The 18,704-nt window shown below is 57.3% G+C and carries 17 protein-coding genes and 2 tRNA genes; 14 read left to right on the plus strand and 5 right to left on the minus strand.

Annotated elements, in window-relative coordinates:
* The first annotated feature begins 33 nt into the window (after positions 1-33).
* From pdxY to QP888_RS09920, 5 genes are all read left to right on the plus strand, one after another.
* Complete coding sequence (gene pdxY / locus QP888_RS09900) at positions 34-915, plus strand: pyridoxal kinase PdxY (RefSeq protein ID WP_502869176.1); 882 nt, start codon at positions 34-36, stop codon at positions 913-915.
* A 3-nt stretch (positions 916-918) separates the two neighbouring features.
* Positions 919-1,845, plus strand: a complete 927-nt coding sequence (era, locus tag QP888_RS09905; protein WP_284813410.1) for a GTPase Era — start codon at positions 919-921, stop codon at positions 1,843-1,845.
* A gap of 3 nt (positions 1,846-1,848) precedes the next feature.
* The gene (recO, locus tag QP888_RS09910; protein ID WP_284813411.1) at positions 1,849-2,589 is read left to right on the plus strand and encodes a DNA repair protein RecO; all 741 of its coding nucleotides are present in this window, start codon (positions 1,849-1,851) and stop codon (positions 2,587-2,589) included.
* Between the two features lie 61 nt (positions 2,590-2,650).
* The gene (locus tag QP888_RS09915) at positions 2,651-3,388 is read left to right on the plus strand and encodes an isoprenyl transferase (protein WP_284813412.1); all 738 of its coding nucleotides are present in this window, start codon (positions 2,651-2,653) and stop codon (positions 3,386-3,388) included.
* Positions 3,385-4,479 (plus strand): VIT1/CCC1 transporter family protein, encoded by a 1,095-nt coding sequence (locus QP888_RS09920; protein WP_284813413.1) that lies wholly within the window; start codon positions 3,385-3,387, stop codon positions 4,477-4,479. Before QP888_RS09915 ends, QP888_RS09920 begins: the two co-directional genes overlap by 4 nt.
* A 22-nt stretch (positions 4,480-4,501) precedes the next feature.
* Here the strand turns inward: QP888_RS09920 and QP888_RS09925 are convergent, their stop codons facing one another.
* Both QP888_RS09925 and QP888_RS09930 read right to left on the minus strand, forming a co-directional pair.
* Positions 4,502-4,942: a Fur family transcriptional regulator gene (locus tag QP888_RS09925; RefSeq protein WP_284813414.1), complete on the minus strand. Its 441-nt coding sequence runs from the start codon at positions 4,940-4,942 to the stop codon at positions 4,502-4,504.
* Positions 4,943-4,955: 13 nt separating this feature from the next.
* The gene (locus tag QP888_RS09930) at positions 4,956-5,243 is read right to left on the minus strand and encodes an ArsR/SmtB family transcription factor (protein WP_284813415.1); all 288 of its coding nucleotides are present in this window, start codon (positions 5,241-5,243) and stop codon (positions 4,956-4,958) included.
* A gap of 337 nt (positions 5,244-5,580) precedes the next feature.
* Between QP888_RS09930 and QP888_RS09935 the strand changes: the two genes are divergently transcribed.
* Positions 5,581-6,960 (plus strand): glycine--tRNA ligase, encoded by a 1,380-nt coding sequence (locus tag QP888_RS09935; protein WP_049148080.1) that lies wholly within the window; start codon positions 5,581-5,583, stop codon positions 6,958-6,960.
* A gap of 44 nt (positions 6,961-7,004) precedes the next feature.
* Positions 7,005-7,517 (plus strand): hypothetical protein, encoded by a 513-nt coding sequence (locus QP888_RS09940; protein ID WP_284813416.1) that lies wholly within the window; start codon positions 7,005-7,007, stop codon positions 7,515-7,517.
* Between the two features lie 10 nt (positions 7,518-7,527).
* Here QP888_RS09940 and QP888_RS09945 read toward each other — a convergent pair whose 3' ends face one another.
* The gene (locus QP888_RS09945; RefSeq protein WP_284813417.1) at positions 7,528-9,855 is read right to left on the minus strand and encodes a TPM domain-containing protein; all 2,328 of its coding nucleotides are present in this window, start codon (positions 9,853-9,855) and stop codon (positions 7,528-7,530) included.
* 50 nt (positions 9,856-9,905) lie between these two features.
* On the opposite strand from QP888_RS09945, the gene QP888_RS09950 reads away from it, so the two are divergent.
* From QP888_RS09950 to dnaG, 3 genes are all read left to right on the plus strand, one after another.
* On the plus strand, positions 9,906-10,700 hold the full coding sequence (locus QP888_RS09950) for a YdcF family protein (protein WP_284813418.1): 795 nt from the start codon (positions 9,906-9,908) through the stop codon (positions 10,698-10,700).
* Positions 10,701-10,722: 22 nt separating this feature from the next.
* Positions 10,723-12,051, plus strand: coding sequence for a deoxyguanosinetriphosphate triphosphohydrolase (locus QP888_RS09955; RefSeq protein ID WP_284813440.1), 1,329 nt, complete (start codon positions 10,723-10,725; stop codon positions 12,049-12,051).
* A gap of 90 nt (positions 12,052-12,141) precedes the next feature.
* On the plus strand, positions 12,142-14,046 hold the full coding sequence (dnaG, locus tag QP888_RS09960) for a DNA primase (protein WP_284813419.1): 1,905 nt from the start codon (positions 12,142-12,144) through the stop codon (positions 14,044-14,046).
* 140 nt (positions 14,047-14,186) lie between these two features.
* Here dnaG and QP888_RS09965 read toward each other — a convergent pair whose 3' ends face one another.
* Positions 14,187-14,471 carry a hypothetical protein gene (locus QP888_RS09965; protein ID WP_284813420.1) on the minus strand — a complete coding sequence of 95 codons (285 nt, stop codon included), beginning with the start codon at positions 14,469-14,471 and terminating at the stop codon, positions 14,187-14,189.
* A gap of 424 nt (positions 14,472-14,895) precedes the next feature.
* On the opposite strand from QP888_RS09965, the gene QP888_RS09970 reads away from it, so the two are divergent.
* Positions 14,896-15,363, plus strand: a complete 468-nt coding sequence (locus QP888_RS09970) for a hypothetical protein (RefSeq protein ID WP_284813421.1) — start codon at positions 14,896-14,898, stop codon at positions 15,361-15,363.
* A gap of 483 nt (positions 15,364-15,846) precedes the next feature.
* Here QP888_RS09970 and QP888_RS09975 read toward each other — a convergent pair.
* Positions 15,847-15,919 (minus strand) — tRNA-Asn (locus QP888_RS09975).
* A gap of 350 nt (positions 15,920-16,269) precedes the next feature.
* Here QP888_RS09975 and QP888_RS09980 point away from each other — a divergent pair.
* From QP888_RS09980 to QP888_RS09990, 3 genes are all read left to right on the plus strand, one after another.
* The gene (locus QP888_RS09980; protein WP_284813422.1) at positions 16,270-17,652 is read left to right on the plus strand and encodes a dihydrolipoyl dehydrogenase family protein; all 1,383 of its coding nucleotides are present in this window, start codon (positions 16,270-16,272) and stop codon (positions 17,650-17,652) included.
* Positions 17,653-17,762: 110 nt separating this feature from the next.
* Positions 17,763-18,380: a DUF4352 domain-containing protein gene (locus QP888_RS09985; protein ID WP_284813423.1), complete on the plus strand. Its 618-nt coding sequence runs from the start codon at positions 17,763-17,765 to the stop codon at positions 18,378-18,380.
* 94 nt (positions 18,381-18,474) lie between these two features.
* Positions 18,475-18,548, plus strand: a tRNA-Ile gene (locus QP888_RS09990).
* Positions 18,549-18,704: the final 156 nt, after the last annotated feature.

Consider the following 18,704-nt stretch of genomic DNA (forward strand, 5'->3'; position numbering starts at 1 on the left):
GCGCGTAATTTCAGGTGAAGAGGTAGCCGTTTTATGAACATGAACACTGTGTTGTCGATCCAATCGCACGTGAGTTTCGGTCACGTGGGCAACTCCGCAGCGGTGTTTCCGCTGCAGCGTGCTGGCTATGAGGTCTGGCCAGTGCATACCGTGAATTTCTCCAACCATACTGGTTATGGTGATTGGGGCGGCCCGCTACTTCCGGCAGACCAAGTCGCTGATGTCATCGACGGTCTGGAACGTCGTGAGGCATTCGACAAGATTGATGTTATTTTGTCTGGCTACCAGGGCAGCCCAGAGATTGCGGATGTCATCATCGACGCGGTCACGCGTATCAAAAAAGAAAACCCGAATGCTATGTATGCCTGCGACCCGGTGATGGGCAATGCGAAATCCGGGTGTTTTGTGGATGATTCGATCCCGCCGCTGCTGCGGGACAAGGTGATTCCGGTGGCAGATATTGCTACCCCGAATCAGTTTGAGCTTGGTTTTTTGACTGGTAAGCCAGTCGACACGTTTGAGCAAGTTCTCGACGCTGTGCGCGCCTTGCAGGAGATGGGCCCGCGCGTGGTGTTGGTGACTTCCCTGGTGCGCCCGGAAACAGGTGATGATGTCATTGAAATGCTTGCCGTTGACGGTGATGAGGCCTACCTGGTGCAAACCCCGTACCTGAATTTCAAACGTAATGGTTCCGGCGATGTTACAGCCGCGCTGTTCAGCGGCCATTACGCCAACCATGGTGAGGCATCGCAAGCGCTAGAGACCACGGCGGCGTCGGTCTATGAGCTGTTGGAGACCACCTACAAGCGTGGTTCCGCGGAGTTGGATGTGATCTTTGCGCAGGAATGTTTCGTGGATCCGAAGCAACACTTTGATGTCACAGTCGTGGAAAATTTTCCTACAGGCGGGAAATAACTAATGAGTCTCGAAAGCTATCTTGATGTACCGGAAGGCTTCCGTTCTGGTTTTGTCAGCTTCGTCGGGCGCCCAAATACCGGCAAATCGACGCTGACGAATGCGCTGGTGGGCCAGAAGATCGCCATCACAGCCGACCAGCCGGAAACCACTCGCCACGCCATTCGCGGGCTGATCCACCGCGAGGACGCGCAGGTCGTGGTGGTGGATACCCCTGGATTACACCGCCCACGGACATTACTGGGTGAGCGTCTGAATGAGTTGGTGAAGGATAATTACTCGGACGTCGATGTGATTGGTTTTACCGTGCCGGCCGACGAGAAAATTGGCCCGGGCGATCGCTGGATTCTGGACAATATTCGCAACGTAGCACCGAACGTGCCGATAATCGGGATCGTGACCAAGCTGGATAAGGTGGGCAAGGATACCGTCGGCAAGCAGCTCATGGCGTTGCACGACATGCTCGGTGGCGATAGCGAAGTGGTTCCGGTTTCTGCGACCAAGCGCACCCAGATTGATGTGTTGACTGATGTGATCGTGCAGCATTTGCCGGAAGGTCATAAGTTCTATCCGGATGATCACCTGACTGACGACGATAATGCCACCCGTATCAGTGAGCTGATCCGTGAGGCCGCACTTTCCGGTTTGCGTGATGAGCTTCCGCACTCGGTGGCAGTGGAAATCGACGAAATTCTTCCCGACGAAGACCGCCCGGGTGTCAGCAATGTGCACGCGGTGTTGTATGTGGAACGCCCTGGCCAAAAGAAAATCATCGAGGGTAAAGATGGCCGGCGCTACGGGCGTATCGTGCATAACGCGCGCAAGCAGATCATCGAGCTGCTGGGCCATAACGTATTTTTGGATCTGCGCATCAAGGTATTGAAAAACTGGCAGTCGGATCCGAAGTCGCTGGGACGGCTTGGTTTTTAAATAGTGGCACGGAACAAACCGTATCGCGACGATGCAGTGGTGGTGCGCACGTACGATTTCGGCGAGGCCGACCGCATCATCGTGTTGTTGACCAAGCAGCATGGGGTCGTCCGCGCAGTGGCCAAGGGTGTGCGGCGGGCGAAGTCTCGTTTTGGTTCGCGCCTGGCGCCTTTTGTGCACTTGAATGTGCAGCTGTATCCCGGACGTAACCTGGATACCATTACCGGTGCGGATACGGTCGCGTTTTTCGCCGCCGGAATTATCGATGATTATGAGCGCTATACCGCTGGTTGTGCCATGTTGGAGGCTGCCGAGCGTTTGTCGCAATCCGACGATGCGTCAATGTTTAGCGCATTGGTGGCGGCTTTGAGTCTGCTTGGCGACGCCCACGATCCGGTCGCGGTGTGTGATTCGTTTTTATTGCAAGCGATGGATTATGCCGGTTGGGCACCGGTGTTATTCGAGTGCGCGCAGTGTTCTCGGCCCGGCCCGCACCATGCTTTTCACCCGGGGGTCGGTGGCGCGTGTTGTCATCAGTGTCGGCCGCCAGGTTCGGCGGATATCGCTGAGGAGGTCCTGCACTATATGTGGTTGCTGGCTGGGCGCTATTGGGATAAAGCCGCCGAGCTCAGCAGAAGAAATTCGGAAGTGTCCAGTACTGCGCACAGGCTGGTGCGGTGGCATCTGCAGTGGCATATGGAGCGCAACGTGACGGCGTTGAGCATCATGGAACAATCTTTGTAAGCAATTATTCTTTATAACCAATCATTCCGTGCTCGCTTCCTGCGCACTAGACTGTCAGGCGATGAGTATTTTCGACACAGACCACCAGATCCCGCAGCAGTTCATTCCGCGCCATATTGCCCTGGTTATGGACGGCAACGGGCGGTGGGCGCAAGAGCGCGGCATGGAGCGAACCGAGGGGCACAAGCGCGGTGAAGCGGTGTTGATGGATGCTGTGGATGCGTGCCTGGAGCTGGGTGTGGAATATCTTTCAGCGTACGCGTTTTCCACGGAAAACTGGCGTCGTTCTGCTGGTGAGGTTCGTTTTCTCATGGGATTTAACCGCGATGTGTTGCGCCGTCAGCGCGACGTGTTGCATGAAAAAGGTGTGCGCGTGGTGTGGGCTGGGCGGCGTCCTCGGTTGTGGCGCAGCGTGATTAAAGAGCTGGGTGAGGCCGAGGAATTGACGAAGAACAATACCCGGATGACTCTGGTGATGTGCGTCAACTACGGTGGCCGGGCTGAGCTTGCCGATGCCATGCAGCTATTGGGCCGCGATATCGAGGCTGGGAAGCTGCGGGCCAGCGATATTAATGAGAAAACTATCGGGCGTTATCTTTATGATCCCGGCATGCCGGATGTGGATGTGTTTTTGCGTCCGTCGGGAGAAAAACGCACCTCGAATTTCTTGTTGTGGCAATCGGCGTATGCAGAGATGGTGTATCAGGATAAATTGTTTCCTGATTTCACCCCGCAAGATTTATATGACGCTGTGGCGGAATATGCGCGCCGTGATCGCCGATTCGGAGGCACAAAGTGAATCAGCAGCAAGCCCCATCTGAGCAACAACTAGAGCGCTGGCGTAGGTATCTTGCTAATGAGCGCTCGGAAGCCGAGGTTTATAAAAACCTGGCTGCCAGGCAGAAGAACCCGGAGGATCGTGAGATCCTGACCAAAATTGCGGAAGCGGAATCGCGGCACCAGCAGTATTGGCGAGACAAATTGGGCGATCAGCTGGGCTCGCCCCGGAAAGCGGATTTCAATACCCGGGCGTTGGGTTTTCTGGCGAAAATCTTTGGATCTGTGTTTACTCTGGCGCTGATGCAGTCGGCGGAGTCGCGGAGCCCGTATCTTGCCGACGACGATGCTTCTGATCAGTTGGCGATGGATGAGCAAGTTCACGCGGAAGTGGTGCGCGGGCTGGCCACGCGTTCGCGTGAGCGGATGTCGGGAACGTTCCGGGCCGCAGTCTTTGGCGTTAATGACGGCTTGGTGTCCAACCTGGCGTTGGTGCTTGGCGTGCTGGGTTCTGGAGTGGGCAGCACAGTGGTGTTGATCACCGGTGTGTCGGGCTTGCTCGCGGGCGCGTTGTCTATGGGAGCCGGTGAATTTATCTCGGTGAAATCGCAAAACGAGTTGCTGGGGGCGTCTACTCCGCAGACCTCGTCGTCGGCGATGGCGGCGAATGTGGATGTCGAAGCCAATGAGTTGGCTTTAGTCTTCCGCGCCCGTGGAATGTCGGAATCGGAAGCGCAGCAGAAAGCTGATCAGTTATTCGCCAAAATTTCGCAGGAGACTGAACCCCACGGCGGTACTGTTGTCGAAGATGATGAGTTTGGACAGGTGAAAACATCAGGCGGTGCCTGGGAAGCGGCCATCTCGAGTTTCTTGTTCTTCGCGGGTGGCGCGCTGTTGCCGATTTTGCCGTTTATTTTCGGAGCTTCCACCAGCCTGGGGGCCGTGATTGCGGTCGTGCTGGTGTCACTGGCGCTGTTGCTCACTGGGGGAGTAACCGGAATTTTATCGGGCAAACCACCAGCCTGGCGTGCGGTGCGCCAATTACTCATTGGGCTGGGGGCCGCCGGGGTCACGTATCTGCTGGGTCTTGTCTTTGGCGGGATCGTCGGTTAGTTGTCGATAAACCCGCTGTGCGCTATTGAGTGCTGGCGCTGTCTTGTTTCTTGCTGCAGTCTGCGCAGATGCCGAAGACTTCGGCATCATGTCCGGTGAGTTGGAAACCATAGTTGGCGACAACGTCTTGTGCCCAGCGTTCTACCGGGCCGCCGTCGATCTCTTCGGTGCGCCCGCAGCTGGTGCAGACTAAGTGATGGTGGTGATGGTGGGATTCGCAGCTGCGGTACAGCGTTTCGCCGGACGGCATGTGTAGCACGTCCACAGCGTCAATTTCGGATAGTGATTGTAGCGTTCGGTAGACCGTCGTCAAGCCAACCTGGCTGTCGCGATGCACTAATTCGTGGTGAATGGTTTTTGCCGATGCAAAGTTGTCCAGCTCGTTGAGCACCTGGATGACGGCGGTGCGCTGGCGGGTATTGCGGGCGCCTAGCTTCGGGATGGCGGACTGTACGGAAGACATTGCTCCAGTCTATTTAAGGAGCGATGCTGGCCGCAATGGCTGCGATATTGAGTGCTTCCCGGCGGGTGAGTTGATAGGTTACTTCGCGTCCGCAGGAGTGCGAAGAGACCAAGCCGGATTCTTTCAAAATCCGCAAATGCTGGCTCACCAGTGGTTGTGAGCGGCCAAGTTCGCGGACCAATTCGTAGACGCAGCAGTCGCGTTGGCTGAGGCAGTGCAGAATCTGCAGGCGCAATGGAGAATTTAATGCACGGATAATAGTCGCAGCTGCAGTGGTGTTCGCGATAACGTCGGTGGGCATCACGAGTCCTTCCTGGTGGGAGCCTATCTAGCGCCAGGGATTTGACGGTAGATAACAATCTCGCCGATAATGGGATCGATCTTCAATAAGTCTCATCTTACTGGTTTTCAGGCGCCTGAACAAAACTAACCAAGTGTTGCCTTATGTTTGTAAAGGGCATGGTTTTGTCGCTACCCCCATTCGGGGATACTTATGGATTGTGTGATTGGTCTGGGATGCAACAAAGTGCAACAGAAGTTCTAGGGTCTGGACCACCTAACTCCGGTGCGGTTGGGTGAGCACTGTAGGATGGCCTGCGAGAACTGACTTATCCCCTACCAGAGGAGTCCTTGTAACAATGGCGAATGTCATCGACACCGTCGTAAACCTGTGTAAGCGTCGCGGTCTGGTCTATCAAGCAGGTGAAATCTATGGCGGCTCGCGCTCGGCATGGGATTACGGCCCGCTCGGCGTCGAATTGAAAGAAAACATCAAGCGCCAGTGGTGGCGTCACATGGTGCAATCCCGCGATGACGTCGTCGGTATTGACTCTTCCATCATCCTGCCACGCCAGACCTGGGTCTCGTCCGGGCACGTCGAAGTGTTTACTGACCCGTTGGTGGAATCGCTCTATACCCACAAACGCTACCGCGCTGACCACCTGCTGGAGGCCTACGAAGAAAAGCACGGCCACCCACCAGAAAACGGTCTGGCAGATATCAACGACCCAGAGACCGGCCAGCCTGGCAACTGGACTGAGCCACGGGCTTTTTCTGGTCTGCTGAAAACATTCCTCGGCCCAGTCGACGACGAAGAAGGTCTGCACTACCTGCGCCCAGAAACCGCGCAGGGTATTTTCGTGAACTTCAAGAATGTGCTGACCTCTTCGCGCATGAAGCCACCATTCGGCATCGCGAATATCGGTAAGTCTTTCCGTAACGAGATCACCCCGGGTAACTTCATCTTCCGCACCCGCGAGTTTGAGCAGATGGAAATGGAGTTTTTCGTCGAGCCAGGCACCGACGAAGAATGGCACCAGTATTGGATCGATGACCGCCACCAGTGGTACATTGACCTGGGAATCAAGCCAGAAAACCTGCGTTTGTACGAGCACCCACCAGAGTCGCTGTCGCACTACTCCAAGCGCACCGTGGACGTGGAGTATGCCTTCGGTTTCCAGGGCTCCAAGTGGGGCGAGCTGGAAGGCGTGGCCAACCGCACTGACTACGACCTGCGTGTGCACCAAGAAGGCTCTGGCGAAGACATGTCGTATTTCGACCAGTCGAAAGAAGAGCGCTGGATCCCATACGTCATTGAACCAGCCGCTGGCCTGGGGCGTTCCATGATGGCTTTTCTTGTCGACGCCTACCACGAAGAAGAAGCCCCGAATGCCAAGGGCGGCACTGACAAGCGCGTCGTCCTGCGGTTGGATCGTCGCTTGGCACCAGTCAAGGTCGCGGTTTTGCCGTTGTCCAAGAAGGAAGAACTGACCGGCCCAGCCAAGGAACTGTCGCAGAAGCTGCGCCAGCACTGGAATGTTGACTTCGATACTTCCGGTGCTATCGGCCGCCGCTACCGCCGCCACGACGAAATCGGTACGCCGTTCTGTGTGACCTATGACTTCGATTCCCTGGAAGACGGAGCCGTCACCGTGCGCGAGCGTGACACCATGGAGCAAGAGCGCGTGGCCATCGAGGATCTGGAATCCTACTTGGCTGCACGCCTGGTTGGCTGCTAAACGCTGATAGCCCCGGAAGACGGGCTCGATAGAAAGGCACGCGCATGCGCTATACCAGTTGGGACCGCAATGATCGCAACACCCCGGTGTTGTTGGAAGAAGACGGGCCGAACCGTCTGGGCGTTTTCAGTGATGAGCTAGCGCGACTCGACGGAACCAACTGGCAGCTGGAGGTGGAGCAATCCCGCGGGATTGAAGCCGTGGATGCTGAAACCTCGCAGCTGAAGCTGTCTGTCGATGGCAACCTTGCTCGTGCCCCGCGTTTGCTTGCTCGAGTGGGCGAGCGCGAATTTACGTTGCTCAATGAATCCGGTAAGAACTGGATTATTGACGACGAAAACGGTACCAAGGTTGCACAGTTCAGCGGTGCCAACCGGGGCGTTCGCCGCGCCATTGTGGAGTTCGATGGAGAACAATCACTGAGCCGGGATGAGATCATCGCGCTGAGTTTTACCGCGCGCATGATCCTGGAATCACGGCTGTCGTCATCGGCAGTCGGCATTATCGCCACGTTGGTGCTGTGCACGATCGTGGCGATTCTCACGTTTTTGTTCTAGCTTTCTTATCTTAGAACGAACCGCCGGAGTGGCCGCCGCCGAAGCCGCCACCCCCGCCGAAGCTTCCGCCGCCACCAAAACCACCGCCGAAGCCACTGCTTCCACCGGAACCACCCAAGATGGATCCGAGCACCATACCGGTCAACAAAGAGCCGGTGGAGCTGCGACCACGGCGGTAACCATAGCCACCGCGTCTGGTGGGGCCGCCGAGACCACCATGCGAATTCATTGAGCGCTGGTGATCTTTGACGTCATCTTCGGCACGTTTAATCGCTGCTTGCGCGGCCTGACCCGCGCCACGAGCGGCCTCGATGGCCAACCGGGCATCGGTTTCCCGCAACTGCAAGGCTTCTGCGTGCATGCGCTGAGCGTCGGCAAGCGCGGTCCGAGCCCCGGACTTCACGATACGGCCGCGGGACGAGATTAAATCTTCTGCCGACTGAATCCGGGAGTTCGCAGACTGCAGCTGCTGCTGTAACAACTGCAGTGTGCGCTGGTGATCCGCGGATTTTTCGCGTACCCGGTCCAGCTTGTCGTCGAGCTCAGTATCGGCATCCAACAGCTGGTTATAGCTGCCCAACGGATCGGTGTTTTTGTTTTCCTTGGCGTGGGCCAGTGCTTCGTGCGCAGAACCGACGACAGCATCGAGCCGGTCCCAGTCCGCCGGGGTGCCATCTTGTGTGCCCTGTTGTTTCAGCTGGGCAGCCTCGGCAATTTCTTCCTCGACTTCGGCAATAAGATCGTTGATGCTGGATTTCGCGGTGGCGATATTCGAGCGAGCATTTTCCACACCGTCGAGCAGACGCGTGGTGACTTCCAACGCGTGTTCAGTTTCGCGAATCGTTTCCACCAGGCCCTGCTGCTGGCCAGCTGGCTTATCCTGCAGTTCGTTCGCGTGGGCAAGCAAATCTTCGGCCTCTTCGAGTGAGACCTCAGCCATCTCCGGGTTATCGGCGATGGTGTGCAGTACTTCTGGCGAGTAGTTTTCCTGCAATGAGGCCATGGTGGATTGCGCCCGCTGCAATTGGGAGCGGGCGGCGACGCTGCGCTGGGTAAGTTCAGAAATCTTGGAATCTGCCTGTGCCAGCAAGTTACGCATCTCCGCGAATTTCTCGGCTTGCGAATCCAGCTCGCGGTCGGCTTTGCCACAATCCGAGATGATTTCCACCAATCGGGCACGCCGTTGGTCTTCGGCTAAGGCGTTGTGTGAATCCAGCTCCTTCTTGCCGCGGAAAGCGCGCTGCATGACGGATTTTGAGTTGTTCATCGCGCGAGTGAATTGCCGGGCGCGGTCGGCGCCGAATTCCGCGATCGCCAGGTCGAGTTCTTCTTTGGCGCGGCGGATGGACTCATCAGTCGACGTGATTTCCTCATCGGCGCGCTCTTCCAACGTGGCCACCGGCAGGCGCAGCAGCGAGCTGGTGTCATCCGGCGAGATCCCGCGGGCATCGCTCAGCAGCTTGGACGAGTTGCGCTTGCTTTGCCTGCGGTTGTAGTACCACACACCGCCGCCACCTGCGGCGAGGGCTAGACCACCGGCGGCGAGCCAACCAGCACCAGACGAATCACCACTGTTGCTGCCGCCGCTGGCACTGCTGCCGCTGCCACTGTTGCCGCTGCCACTGTTGCTATTGGAGCCGACTCCCCCGGAAGAACCGGTGCGCACGGCTTGTGCGGCAGCCAACCCAGCACCAGCGAAGTTGTCGTTGATCAGCTCGTCGTAGGCAGCCTCTGAAGCAGCATCGAGCTTGTTTTGGCTCCAGGTGCCACCTGGCGAGGCGTAGACGTCGTATTGCCGGTCATCCACGGCGATTGCCAGCACGCCAACATTGCTGCCTTGCCCGCCGCCGTTAGCTGCGGCGGTGGATTCGGCGTATTCTTGCGCACTCATCCCGCCGAAGGTGTCGGTGTAGACGATATAAAACTGAATGCGATCCGACTGTTGCAGCTGCTTGAGCTCATCGTTAATGGCTTGTTCATCATCCGGGGATAGGATGCCCACACCGTCGACGAGCTGGCTGTCGAGCCGACCTGCATCCACGGCCTGGGCAAGAACCGTGGCATGGGCGGGCAATGGGCGCTCGGCGGTTGCCGCTAGGTGCGTTTCGGCTACCGCAGGGGACTCGGTGGCAGCGCTGGCGTCGGCAGCACCGATGCCAAACGACGCAGCCCAGCCTGCAGCAGCCGCTGCCGCAGTAATCCCGGCTGCAGTGCGGAACCCACCGTGGGTGCCTGAACCGAGCAGGCGGCGTCGAAAAGCGACGGCCGGGCGGGCACCGGAAGCCTGCGCGTGCGCTGTAGAAGCTGACGATTCGAAAGACACTGAATTCTGCCGCATGGCGACGATACTACCCGTCTGCAGTAGCCCGGTAAGGCAGACTATAGGACGTGAAACCACTAACAATCGCACGAGCAGGGCTGGCAACACTTGCACTCGCACCCGCACTAATCGCGGCAGTGCAGGCATCACGTGTGCTCACCATCGCTTATCGGCGGCGCTACCTGCCGGTTTATGATCCAGAAGCCATCGTGGTTTTGGGCACCGCACAGTACAACGGCACCCCGTCGCGGCAATTCTCGGCGCGTTTGGATCAGGCGGTGTTTACCGCGCGCATTTTCCCGGATGCCCGAGTGCTGTGTGTTGGTGGCGCCTTGCCCGGCGATACCGTGACCGAGGCGGAGGTTGGCGTGGGATATCTTTGGGCTCGCGGGATTGTGCGAGCAGAAGCCGTCGGCAAGGGCTCTGATAGCGCGGCGAGCCTAGCGGCGGCGTTGAGCCGGTACCCGAACCTGCAGGGCCGCGATGTGCTATTGGTGACTGATCCGAATCACAGTGTGCGGGTGGAGAAAATCGCGCGGCGCTTGGGCGTGTTGCCGCAGGCGTTTCCTACTCCGTATTCGCCGAGCCAGTTTCCCAGCCTGGCCTGGTGGAAATCACTGCTGCACGAAATTGGTGGGCTGACGGTGGCGGATGTGTATGTGCTGGCAGGCGCATCGGTGGCGGTTAGGCTAGAAAGCGTGTTGCGCAGGGTGCAGGCGATCGTGTGGCCATCGCGGCGGACGCGCCATGAGTATTTGCGTGCGCAATATGCACGGCAGCAGCAACACAGCAACAACAACACCGCGGGGAACAAGAACCAAACCAACAACAGGGGAGCAGCCAGTGACAGCAGCCGGGAATGACTACCGCTATAGCCAGGCGGATATGCAACGCCGGTATGGAGAGCGCGTGAAACAATCACTCTTGACGACGGCTGGGACCGGCGGTGCGGCGGGTTTGGGCAGTTCCATTGACCCCGCGACGGCGGAACAGCGCGACGAGTTTTCCCGGGATCGTGCCCGCGCGTTGCACTCGGCTGCGCTGCGTCGGCTAGCGGATAAAACCCAGGTGGTGGGCCCGCTCGACGGCGATACTCCGCGCACCCGGCTGACGCATTCCCTGGAGGTCGCGCAGATTTCCCGGGGCATTGGCGAAGGCCTAGGCCTGAATCCGGACTTGTGTGAAATGGCGGGGCTGATCCACGATATTGGCCACCCGCCGTACGGCCACAATGGCGAGACCGCGCTCAATGAGCTTGCCGACGAATGCGGCGGCTTCGAAGGTAATGCGCAAACCTTGCGGATTCTGACGCTGTTGGAACCGAAAATTCTGGACGACGCTGGCGCCAGCCGAGGGCTGAACCTCACCCGGGCGGCCCTTGATGCGGCGTGTAAATATCCACGTACCAAGACCAATGCGGACGGCAGCACGAATCGCAAATACGGGTGTTACGACGAACAAGCCGACGTGCTCGATTGGATCCGCGACCATGATCCTGTGGGAAACCACCGTAGCGGCCAGGCGCGGCCCACGATGGAAGCGCAAACGATGGACTGGTCGGATGATATTGCTTATTCCGTGCACGATGTCGAAGACGGCGTGGTTGCCGGGCGGGTGAACCTGGCGGTGCTGTGGGACCTAGTGGAGCTGGCCGCGTTGGCAGAAAAGGGAGCCAAGGCTTTCGGCGGGGATGCCGAAGAACTTCTCGACGCTGCCGGGGCTCTGCGCGAGTTGCCGATCATCAATGCCGCGGTCGATTTCACCCCCAGCTTGCGCGGTTATGTGCAGCTGAAGGCCATGACTTCCGAGCTAGTCGGCAGGTACGTCGGCGCGACTATTGCGGCAAGCCGGGAGCACAATGCGGAGCTCGTCGGCAAGGGCCAACTCGGGCGCTACCAGGGTAAGCTGCTGGTTCCATCGCAGGCATCGGCCGAGGTGAAGCTGTTGAAAACCTTGGCTGTGCTGTACGTGATGGATGAGCCTTCGCATTTAGCGCGGCAAGACCGGCAGCGCGAGCGGGTGTATAACGTCTACGACTATTTGGTGGCTGGCGCGCCGGGTTCGTTGGACCCGATGTTCGGGCTGTGGTGGCTGCAAGCAGACACTTCGGCGCAGCGCCAGCGGGTGATCATTGATCAGATTGCCTCGATGACGGAATCGCGGTTGGAACTCTTGGCCCAGCAGGCTGCGCAGCTATCCGGGTTTCTGCACTAGCACTAGTGTGGTGCCCGGCTGTCCCCGAGCATTCGGCCCAATCCTGGTGGCCAGCTACGCTGTTGCGCCCGGAAAAGGTAGTCTTTGGGCATGGCTCAAGGACGGATCCCCGATAGTGATATTCAGGCAATCCGCGAACGCGCAGCTATCGACGAGATCGTCGGCGAGTACGTACAACTCAAAAACGCGGGCCATGATTCGCTCAAGGGGCTGTCGCCGTTTAAAGATGAAAAGACGCCGTCGTTCCATGTGCGCCCACAGCGCGGCTATTATCACTGCTTTTCTTCCGGCAAAGGCGGTGATGTTTTCAGCTTCCTGATGGAAGTGGAACAGCTAACGTTCCCCGAGGCTGTCGAGGCCGTGGCGGAAAAAATCGGTTATCACATCACGTACCAGGGTGGAACCACTGGTGGTCGCCGAGAAAAACCTGGTACGCGTCAGCGTTTGATTCAGGCCAACCGCGTGGCGCACGAGTTTTATCGTGAGCAGCTGGAAACCGAGCAGGCGCGCACAGGTCGCGAATTTTTGCTGGACCGCGGGTTTTCCCGCGAGCAGATTTACGAGTTTGAAATCGGTTACGCCCCGGCGGGTTGGGACACGATGACCAAACACCTGCTGCGCAAGGGCTTCGAGTTCGACGAGTTGGAGAAGGCTGGCCTGTCGAAGATGGGCAAGCGTGGCCCGATTGACCGGTTCCACCGTCGGCTGTTGTGGCCGATCAAAGATATCGCCGGCAACGTGATTGGTTTTGGTGCCCGCAAGCTTTTCGACGACGACAAGCTGGGCAAGTACATGAACACCCCGGATACCATGCTGTATCACAAATCAAAGGTGTTGTTTGGCCTGGATATGGCGAAAAAGCATATTGCTGCTGGGCATCAGGCGGTGGTTGTGGAAGGCTACACGGACGTCATGGCGATGCATGCCGCGGGGGTAAAAACCGCGATTGCTGCCTGTGGTACCGCTTTTGGCCAGGATCACTTGCAGGTGATCCGCCGGTTGATGTTGGACGATAATTACTTCAACGGCGAGCTGATTTATACCTTCGACGGTGACGAGGCCGGGCAGAAGGCTGCGCTGCGGGCGTTTTCCGGGGAACAAAAATTTTCCGGGCAGTCTTTCGTGGCGATTGCTCCGCCGGGGATGGACCCGTGCGATCTGCGTCTGGAACGTGGCGACGCTGCGGTGCGGGATCTGGTGGCTGATCGGATTCCGATGTTCGAGTTCGTGATCCAGTCCATCTTGGCCAACCATAAGCTGGATACTGCTGAAGGGCGCCTGCAGGCTTTACGACGCACCGTGCCGGTGGTTGCTGGTATTCGTGACAAACCGCTGCAGATGGAATACGCTCGGCGGTTGTCCGGGTGGGTCGGCTGGGAGAGCCCGGATGAGGTCGTCGCACAGGTGCGCAAGGAGTCTGCGAAGGTGCAGAACCCGCAGGAAACGGTGAAGCGTGCGCGTCGGTTTGATAATGACAGCCAGCGTGATGCCCGGCAGGATAAGCCCGGCATCGTCGCGCCTAATCCGCGGGATACGTATTTGTGGCCGCAGCGGGAATCGCTGAAGCTGGCGCTGCAGTACCCGCAGCACGTCGGCGAGTACTTCGACGGCTTGGGCGAAGATGTCTTCAGCAACGAGGCTTACCGTGCGGTGCGTGCCGCGATTTACCAAGCCGGGGGAGTGGCTAATGCCAGCGACGGCGTCGACTGGATTGCTGCGGTGGCCGAACACATGGCGGATTTGGTGGGGCGTTCGTTGGTTTCGGAATTGGCGGTGGAAGAAATTCGCTACGCGAGTGCGGGACTGGAATCCTACGTTGACATGGTGTTATCCCGGCTGCAGGAAGCCCGGGTAGGCGATCAGATCGCGCAGTTGAAAGCACAGCTACAACGCATGCGTCCGAGTGATGATGAGCAGACCTATCACTCGTTGTTTGCCGATTTGGTGGCCTTGGAGCAGGCGCGCCGGGACCTGATTGCTCGGGCGTTCCGGTAGTTAGCTATTTGCGGGAGGCGCCTTCCGAACGTAGCGCGCTGCTAGCTAGTTTTCGCCCCGCTCGCTGTTCTTCGCTTCGCTCGCTATCCCTCGTCGCTCGCGCTAGTCGTCGCGGCCCTCATTAGTGCTCGCGGCGCTCATTAGTCCTCGTCGTGTTCGTAGATGCGGTCTGCTTCTTCGTGGCCGTTGTAATCATCGCGGTTGCGGCGGCCGTTTTTGCCGGCGCGTAAGTCTTTGACCTCGCGCATACGCGGTTCCGGGTCTAGTTTGTTGGCGATGGCTTTGCGGGTTGAGCGAGCCACGGATCGGGTGACTGGGGAGTTAATGGCCTTTTCGTAGGCGCCTTTGATTTGGTGGAACCGCTTTCGGCCCGCCTTCGTGCCGAAGACGTATCCCGCGGTGGCACCGACGACGAACTGAATCATGATGAAACGTTTCCCTTTTCCTTGCGGTTGTTGTGCACGTGCTTGCGCAGGGGCGTGCAATGAACTGTGCTCTAGCCTACCTGTCTCAGCCTAGCTGTCTTGAAGGCTAGGTGGTATGGGGATGTTTGGAATCCCATCGTGGCGTGGTGGCGAGAAATAGGGCTTTTTTACGTGGCTCTCTAGCTAGCGTGGCTCTAAAATACCGGTTTTCAGGGTATTGGCTAGCCGTTCTAAGGCAAGCGTAACCACGGTCACCAGGTTGTTTGTTGTGATATATGCCTCACAATTGGGGCCTAGACGCAAAGTTGACGTGTCAATGTATGTATACTCGCTTATCGTGTCGAGCTGGAGTTCTCAGGGGCTAGACACCGCCTCCCCGGCAAACGCTGGGAAACTCATAAGACTCACAAGAAGGGTTGAAGACATGAAATCGAATACTTTCCGCCGAGTGTCCGTCGTAGCTGCCACGGCTGTTCTGGGCCTGACTCTGGCAGCCTGCGGCAATAACGGTAATGCTGCCCCAGTGACCGTCACTGAAACCGCAGCACCAACACAACAGAATAGCCAAGACAACAAGGACAGTGGCAAAGAGACCGTTACTGTTACTGAAGGTGCCGACGCAAACGCTGGTGCTGGAGCCGGAGCTGGCCAGGCAGGTGGCAACGCTGCTACCAACAACTTGCCTGCTGAAATCACTGGCTACACCGGTGAAGCGGAGCGTGACCTGACCGAAGAGCGTCTGACTAAGGACGAAGTAGCTCAGGTCCTGCAGCGCGCCCACAATGGTGAAGGCAAGTTCAAGTGGGACGATGACGGCTACTGGGAAGTTGAAGTTGGTGGCATCGACATTGATATCGACCAGAACGGTATGGTTCTTGACGTTGACCGCTAAATAGGTCATCCCAGCTTCTGCATAGCTAGCTTCTGCATAGCTTTTGTGACTATGCAGGGCACTTAATAATTGGTTCTTTTGGGAACCCAGCGAAGCCGCTCGATACGCGCATAGCGTACCGGGCGGTTTTCCTATGCCGCGGTGGCGATGAGACATCATGCCGCTGGGAGTCCTGTCGCCCGGGAACCGTGTCACGCGGGAAGTATGCCGCGGGGATCGTCGCGCGCGGGAAATATGCCGCCGGGAATGGTGACTTTGGCGTTGATGGTGTCGATTATGGTCCCGTTTTGCAAATAGCGAACAAAAAAGGTCGCTTTTAGCGGCACTATTTGCAAAACAGGACCAAAACTCGACGCCCCGACACGGCGTAACAACCCCAGACATACTTTTTGTCGCACAACCCTCACGCAACGTAGGATGGTTCAAGCACGGCAAAAACCCCGCTAGACAGTGAATTCACTACCTACCGGGGTTGCAATATTGCTCCTCCAACTGGGCTCGAACCAGTGACCCTTCGATTAACAGTCGAATGCTCTGCCAACTGAGCTATGGAGGATTATTTTCTACGTCTTCCGGCTTGACCTTTGGTTCTGGTTTGCTCTGAACTTTTCGGTCTGTGCCTTCCGGCGCAACGTTGATTAACTATATAAGCGTATTTAATGCAGTGCAAATCGCCAGTTCATAGGTGTTTTTTGGCGGTGTTTGTACCCTTCTTATCTACTGTGATGACTGTAACCTGCCAGCAGGGAATTATCCGGGGCTCCTTGTGGTTGCGGAGGGTAGCAACACCGATTCGTGCCGACTGACACCGATTGTCACCGATTGACGTCAATTGGTATCAATTGGACAGATTGACTGAATGAACGAAGATGCTGACCGAAAGAACGAAGAAAGGCCTAATAACGAATGAGTGAAAACATGAAGGTCGACGTTCTGGTTATTGGTTTCGGTAAAGCCGGTAAAACCATTGCGATGAACCGTGCCGCAGCAGGCGACCGGGTGGCTTTGGTGGAGCAATCCAGTGCGATGTATGGCGGAACCTGCATCAACATCGGTTGTGTGCCAACGAAAGCCCTTCTCACCGACGCAGAACGCCACCACGCCAAACCCACTGCTGATGACTCCACGGCTTTTACAGAAGCCATCCAGCGCCGCGGAACGCTGACGTCGAAGATGAACCAGGCGAACCTGGACCTGGCGGAAGGCAATGGCGTCATTGTAGTCGATGGCCACGCTAGCTTCATTAGCGAAAAGGCCGTGGAAGTCACCGGCGGCGACGAGCGCCTGGAGATCACTGGCGAGACCGTCATTATCAACACCGGCGCAGAGCCCGTCGTCTTGCCGTTGCCAGGCGCCGACTTGGAGCGCGTCATCGACTCCACGGCAGCACAGCAACTTGATGAGCGCCCGGATTCGCTGCTGATCGTTGGCGGCGGCCCGATCGGCATGGAATTTGCGACCTATTTCGCGAAATTCGGCACGAAGGTGACCGTGGTCGATACCGTCGACAAGCCGTTCGCCAACTTTGACCGGGACATTGCAGATCACGTCGGCACGATCATGGATGATTTGGGCATCACCTGGGTTACAGGTGTGCAGGTCACTGAATTCCGCGAAAACGGTGCCGACGCAGTCACCACTGTTTGGAAAGACGACGACGGCAATGAACAGACTGCCGAGACTTCGCACGTGTTGGTTGCAGTTGGACGCAAACCGGCGACGAAGGATCTCGGTCTGGACAAAGCGGGCATTGAGCTGACTGAGCGGGGTGCGGTCGCCGTCGACAAGCACCTGCGCACCAACGTCGAAGGCGTCTACGCTGCGGGCGACGTCAATGGTGGACCGCAATTTACCTATGTTTCGTTCGATGATCATCGCGTGATTCTGTCGGACCGTTGGGGCGATGGCTCGCGGACGACCGAGAACCGCGTGGTGCCAACGACGACGTTTATCGATCCGCCCTTGGCGACGGTTGGTTTGGGCGAAGAAGCTGCCCGCAAAGAAGTCGAGGGACGTGGGAATACGCTGGATGTTAAGGCTGCGGATATTAAGGACATTCCGATCATGCCGCGTCCGAAGATTCTGGGGAAGCCGGAAGGTCGCGCGAAGATCCTGGTGGAGCGTGAGACTGATCACATCGTCGGCGCAACCCTGCTGTGCGTGGATGCGCAAGAGCTGATCAACACGCTGGCATTGGCGATGTCTGCGGGTATTTCAGCAAGTACCGTCGGCAGTGGAATTTATACCCACCCAAGCTCAAGCGAGGTTTTCAACGCTTTGTTGGGGTAGTGGCAGTTTACTCAGCCTTAACTTGAAAATGGGATTGTTTTGGCTGAAAAATTCTTGCTACTATCACTGAGGCATTACTACTTTCTGAAAAAAGAATGTGAGTCAGTGTAGTGAGTGAGCAAGGCCAATATCAATCAGGACAATTTGACGGCGCCCAGCCCCAAGCGAAGAAAAAACCGGGTTGCCTGAAAATCGGTGCGATCATCTTAGGCGTCCTTGTCGTTCTGGGCATTCTGGTCACAGCGTTCGGTAGCGACGATGAGACCTCCAGCGAACAAAAAGCTGGAAATGACGCCGGGCAGACTGAATCGGCGTCGGCAGGCGCTGAGGAAGCTCCTGAAGAACCCGAGGCGGATGTTATCCGTGGTGTCGGAGATGTTTTCACCTCTAAGAAAGGCCTGGAAATTCGGGTCAATTCATTCGAGCAGCGTCAAGAAGATTTCCTTGGACCGTTCGTTTGTGCCAACGTGACGTACACCAATAACGGAGACGCAGAAGCAAAATTCCAGGGTTATTGGGACTGGAAGATTCACAACCCGCAGGGAGTGATTACCGATCCTGAGTTCACCACCGGTAATATGCTTGAATCCGGAAGCTTGGCTCCTGGAGGATCCGTCACCGGCGATGTCTGTGCGGATGATGCTGGACCAGGTGAGTATCGCCTGATTTTTGAACCGCAGCTCGACTTCTTCTCAACCGATAAAGAAGAGTGGGTAGTAGGTTACTAGATGTTCACCCCTAGGCACATCTAGCTCTGGCTTGGTTAGTTGGTTATAGTGTGTTCTGGTGGCGGTCGATAATCATGACCGCCACAGGGTAGAAGGGGCTATAGCTCAGTCGGTTAGAGCAGTGGACTCATAATCCATTGGTCGCGGGTTCGAGCCCCGCTGGCCCCACAGAATGGCATCAGTTGCGGCATAGTTGGCATTAGGGGTCGCAACGTGGTGGATATGCCGGCGGTATCTGTTCTGATTCAGGTGCCGTCGGCTGTTCTCATTTTCGCCCGGATTTCCCGGTTAGAGTTAGGCAGTCTATTTCCGCTAGCAAGCACG

Source organism: Corynebacterium sp. MSK297, assembly GCF_030232885.1.
In the GTDB taxonomy this organism is placed as follows: Bacteria; Actinomycetota; Actinomycetes; order Mycobacteriales; family Mycobacteriaceae; genus Corynebacterium.

What these genes read in the sequence shown, in the direction of transcription:
- pdxY (WP_502869176.1), top strand. Translation starts at nt 34, where the DNA reads ATGAACATGAACACTGTGTTGTCGATCCAATCGCACGTGAGTTTCGGT.
- era (WP_284813410.1), top strand. Translation starts at nt 919, where the DNA reads ATGAGTCTCGAAAGCTATCTTGATGTACCGGAAGGCTTCCGTTCTGGT.
- QP888_RS09915 (WP_284813412.1), top strand. Translation starts at nt 2,651, where the DNA reads ATGAGTATTTTCGACACAGACCACCAGATCCCGCAGCAGTTCATTCCG.
- QP888_RS09925 (WP_284813414.1), bottom strand. Translation starts at nt 4,942, where the DNA reads ATGTCTTCCGTACAGTCCGCCATCCCGAAGCTAGGCGCCCGCAATACC.
- QP888_RS09930 (WP_284813415.1), bottom strand. Translation starts at nt 5,243, where the DNA reads ATGCCCACCGACGTTATCGCGAACACCACTGCAGCTGCGACTATTATC.
- QP888_RS09935 (WP_049148080.1), top strand. Translation starts at nt 5,581, where the DNA reads ATGGCGAATGTCATCGACACCGTCGTAAACCTGTGTAAGCGTCGCGGT.
- QP888_RS09940 (WP_284813416.1), top strand. Translation starts at nt 7,005, where the DNA reads ATGCGCTATACCAGTTGGGACCGCAATGATCGCAACACCCCGGTGTTG.
- QP888_RS09945 (WP_284813417.1), bottom strand. Translation starts at nt 9,855, where the DNA reads ATGCGGCAGAATTCAGTGTCTTTCGAATCGTCAGCTTCTACAGCGCAC.
- QP888_RS09955 (WP_284813440.1), top strand. Translation starts at nt 10,723, where the DNA reads ATGCAACGCCGGTATGGAGAGCGCGTGAAACAATCACTCTTGACGACG.
- dnaG (WP_284813419.1), top strand. Translation starts at nt 12,142, where the DNA reads ATGGCTCAAGGACGGATCCCCGATAGTGATATTCAGGCAATCCGCGAA.
- QP888_RS09965 (WP_284813420.1), bottom strand. Translation starts at nt 14,471, where the DNA reads ATGATTCAGTTCGTCGTCGGTGCCACCGCGGGATACGTCTTCGGCACG.
- QP888_RS09970 (WP_284813421.1), top strand. Translation starts at nt 14,896, where the DNA reads ATGAAATCGAATACTTTCCGCCGAGTGTCCGTCGTAGCTGCCACGGCT.
- QP888_RS09980 (WP_284813422.1), top strand. Translation starts at nt 16,270, where the DNA reads ATGAGTGAAAACATGAAGGTCGACGTTCTGGTTATTGGTTTCGGTAAA.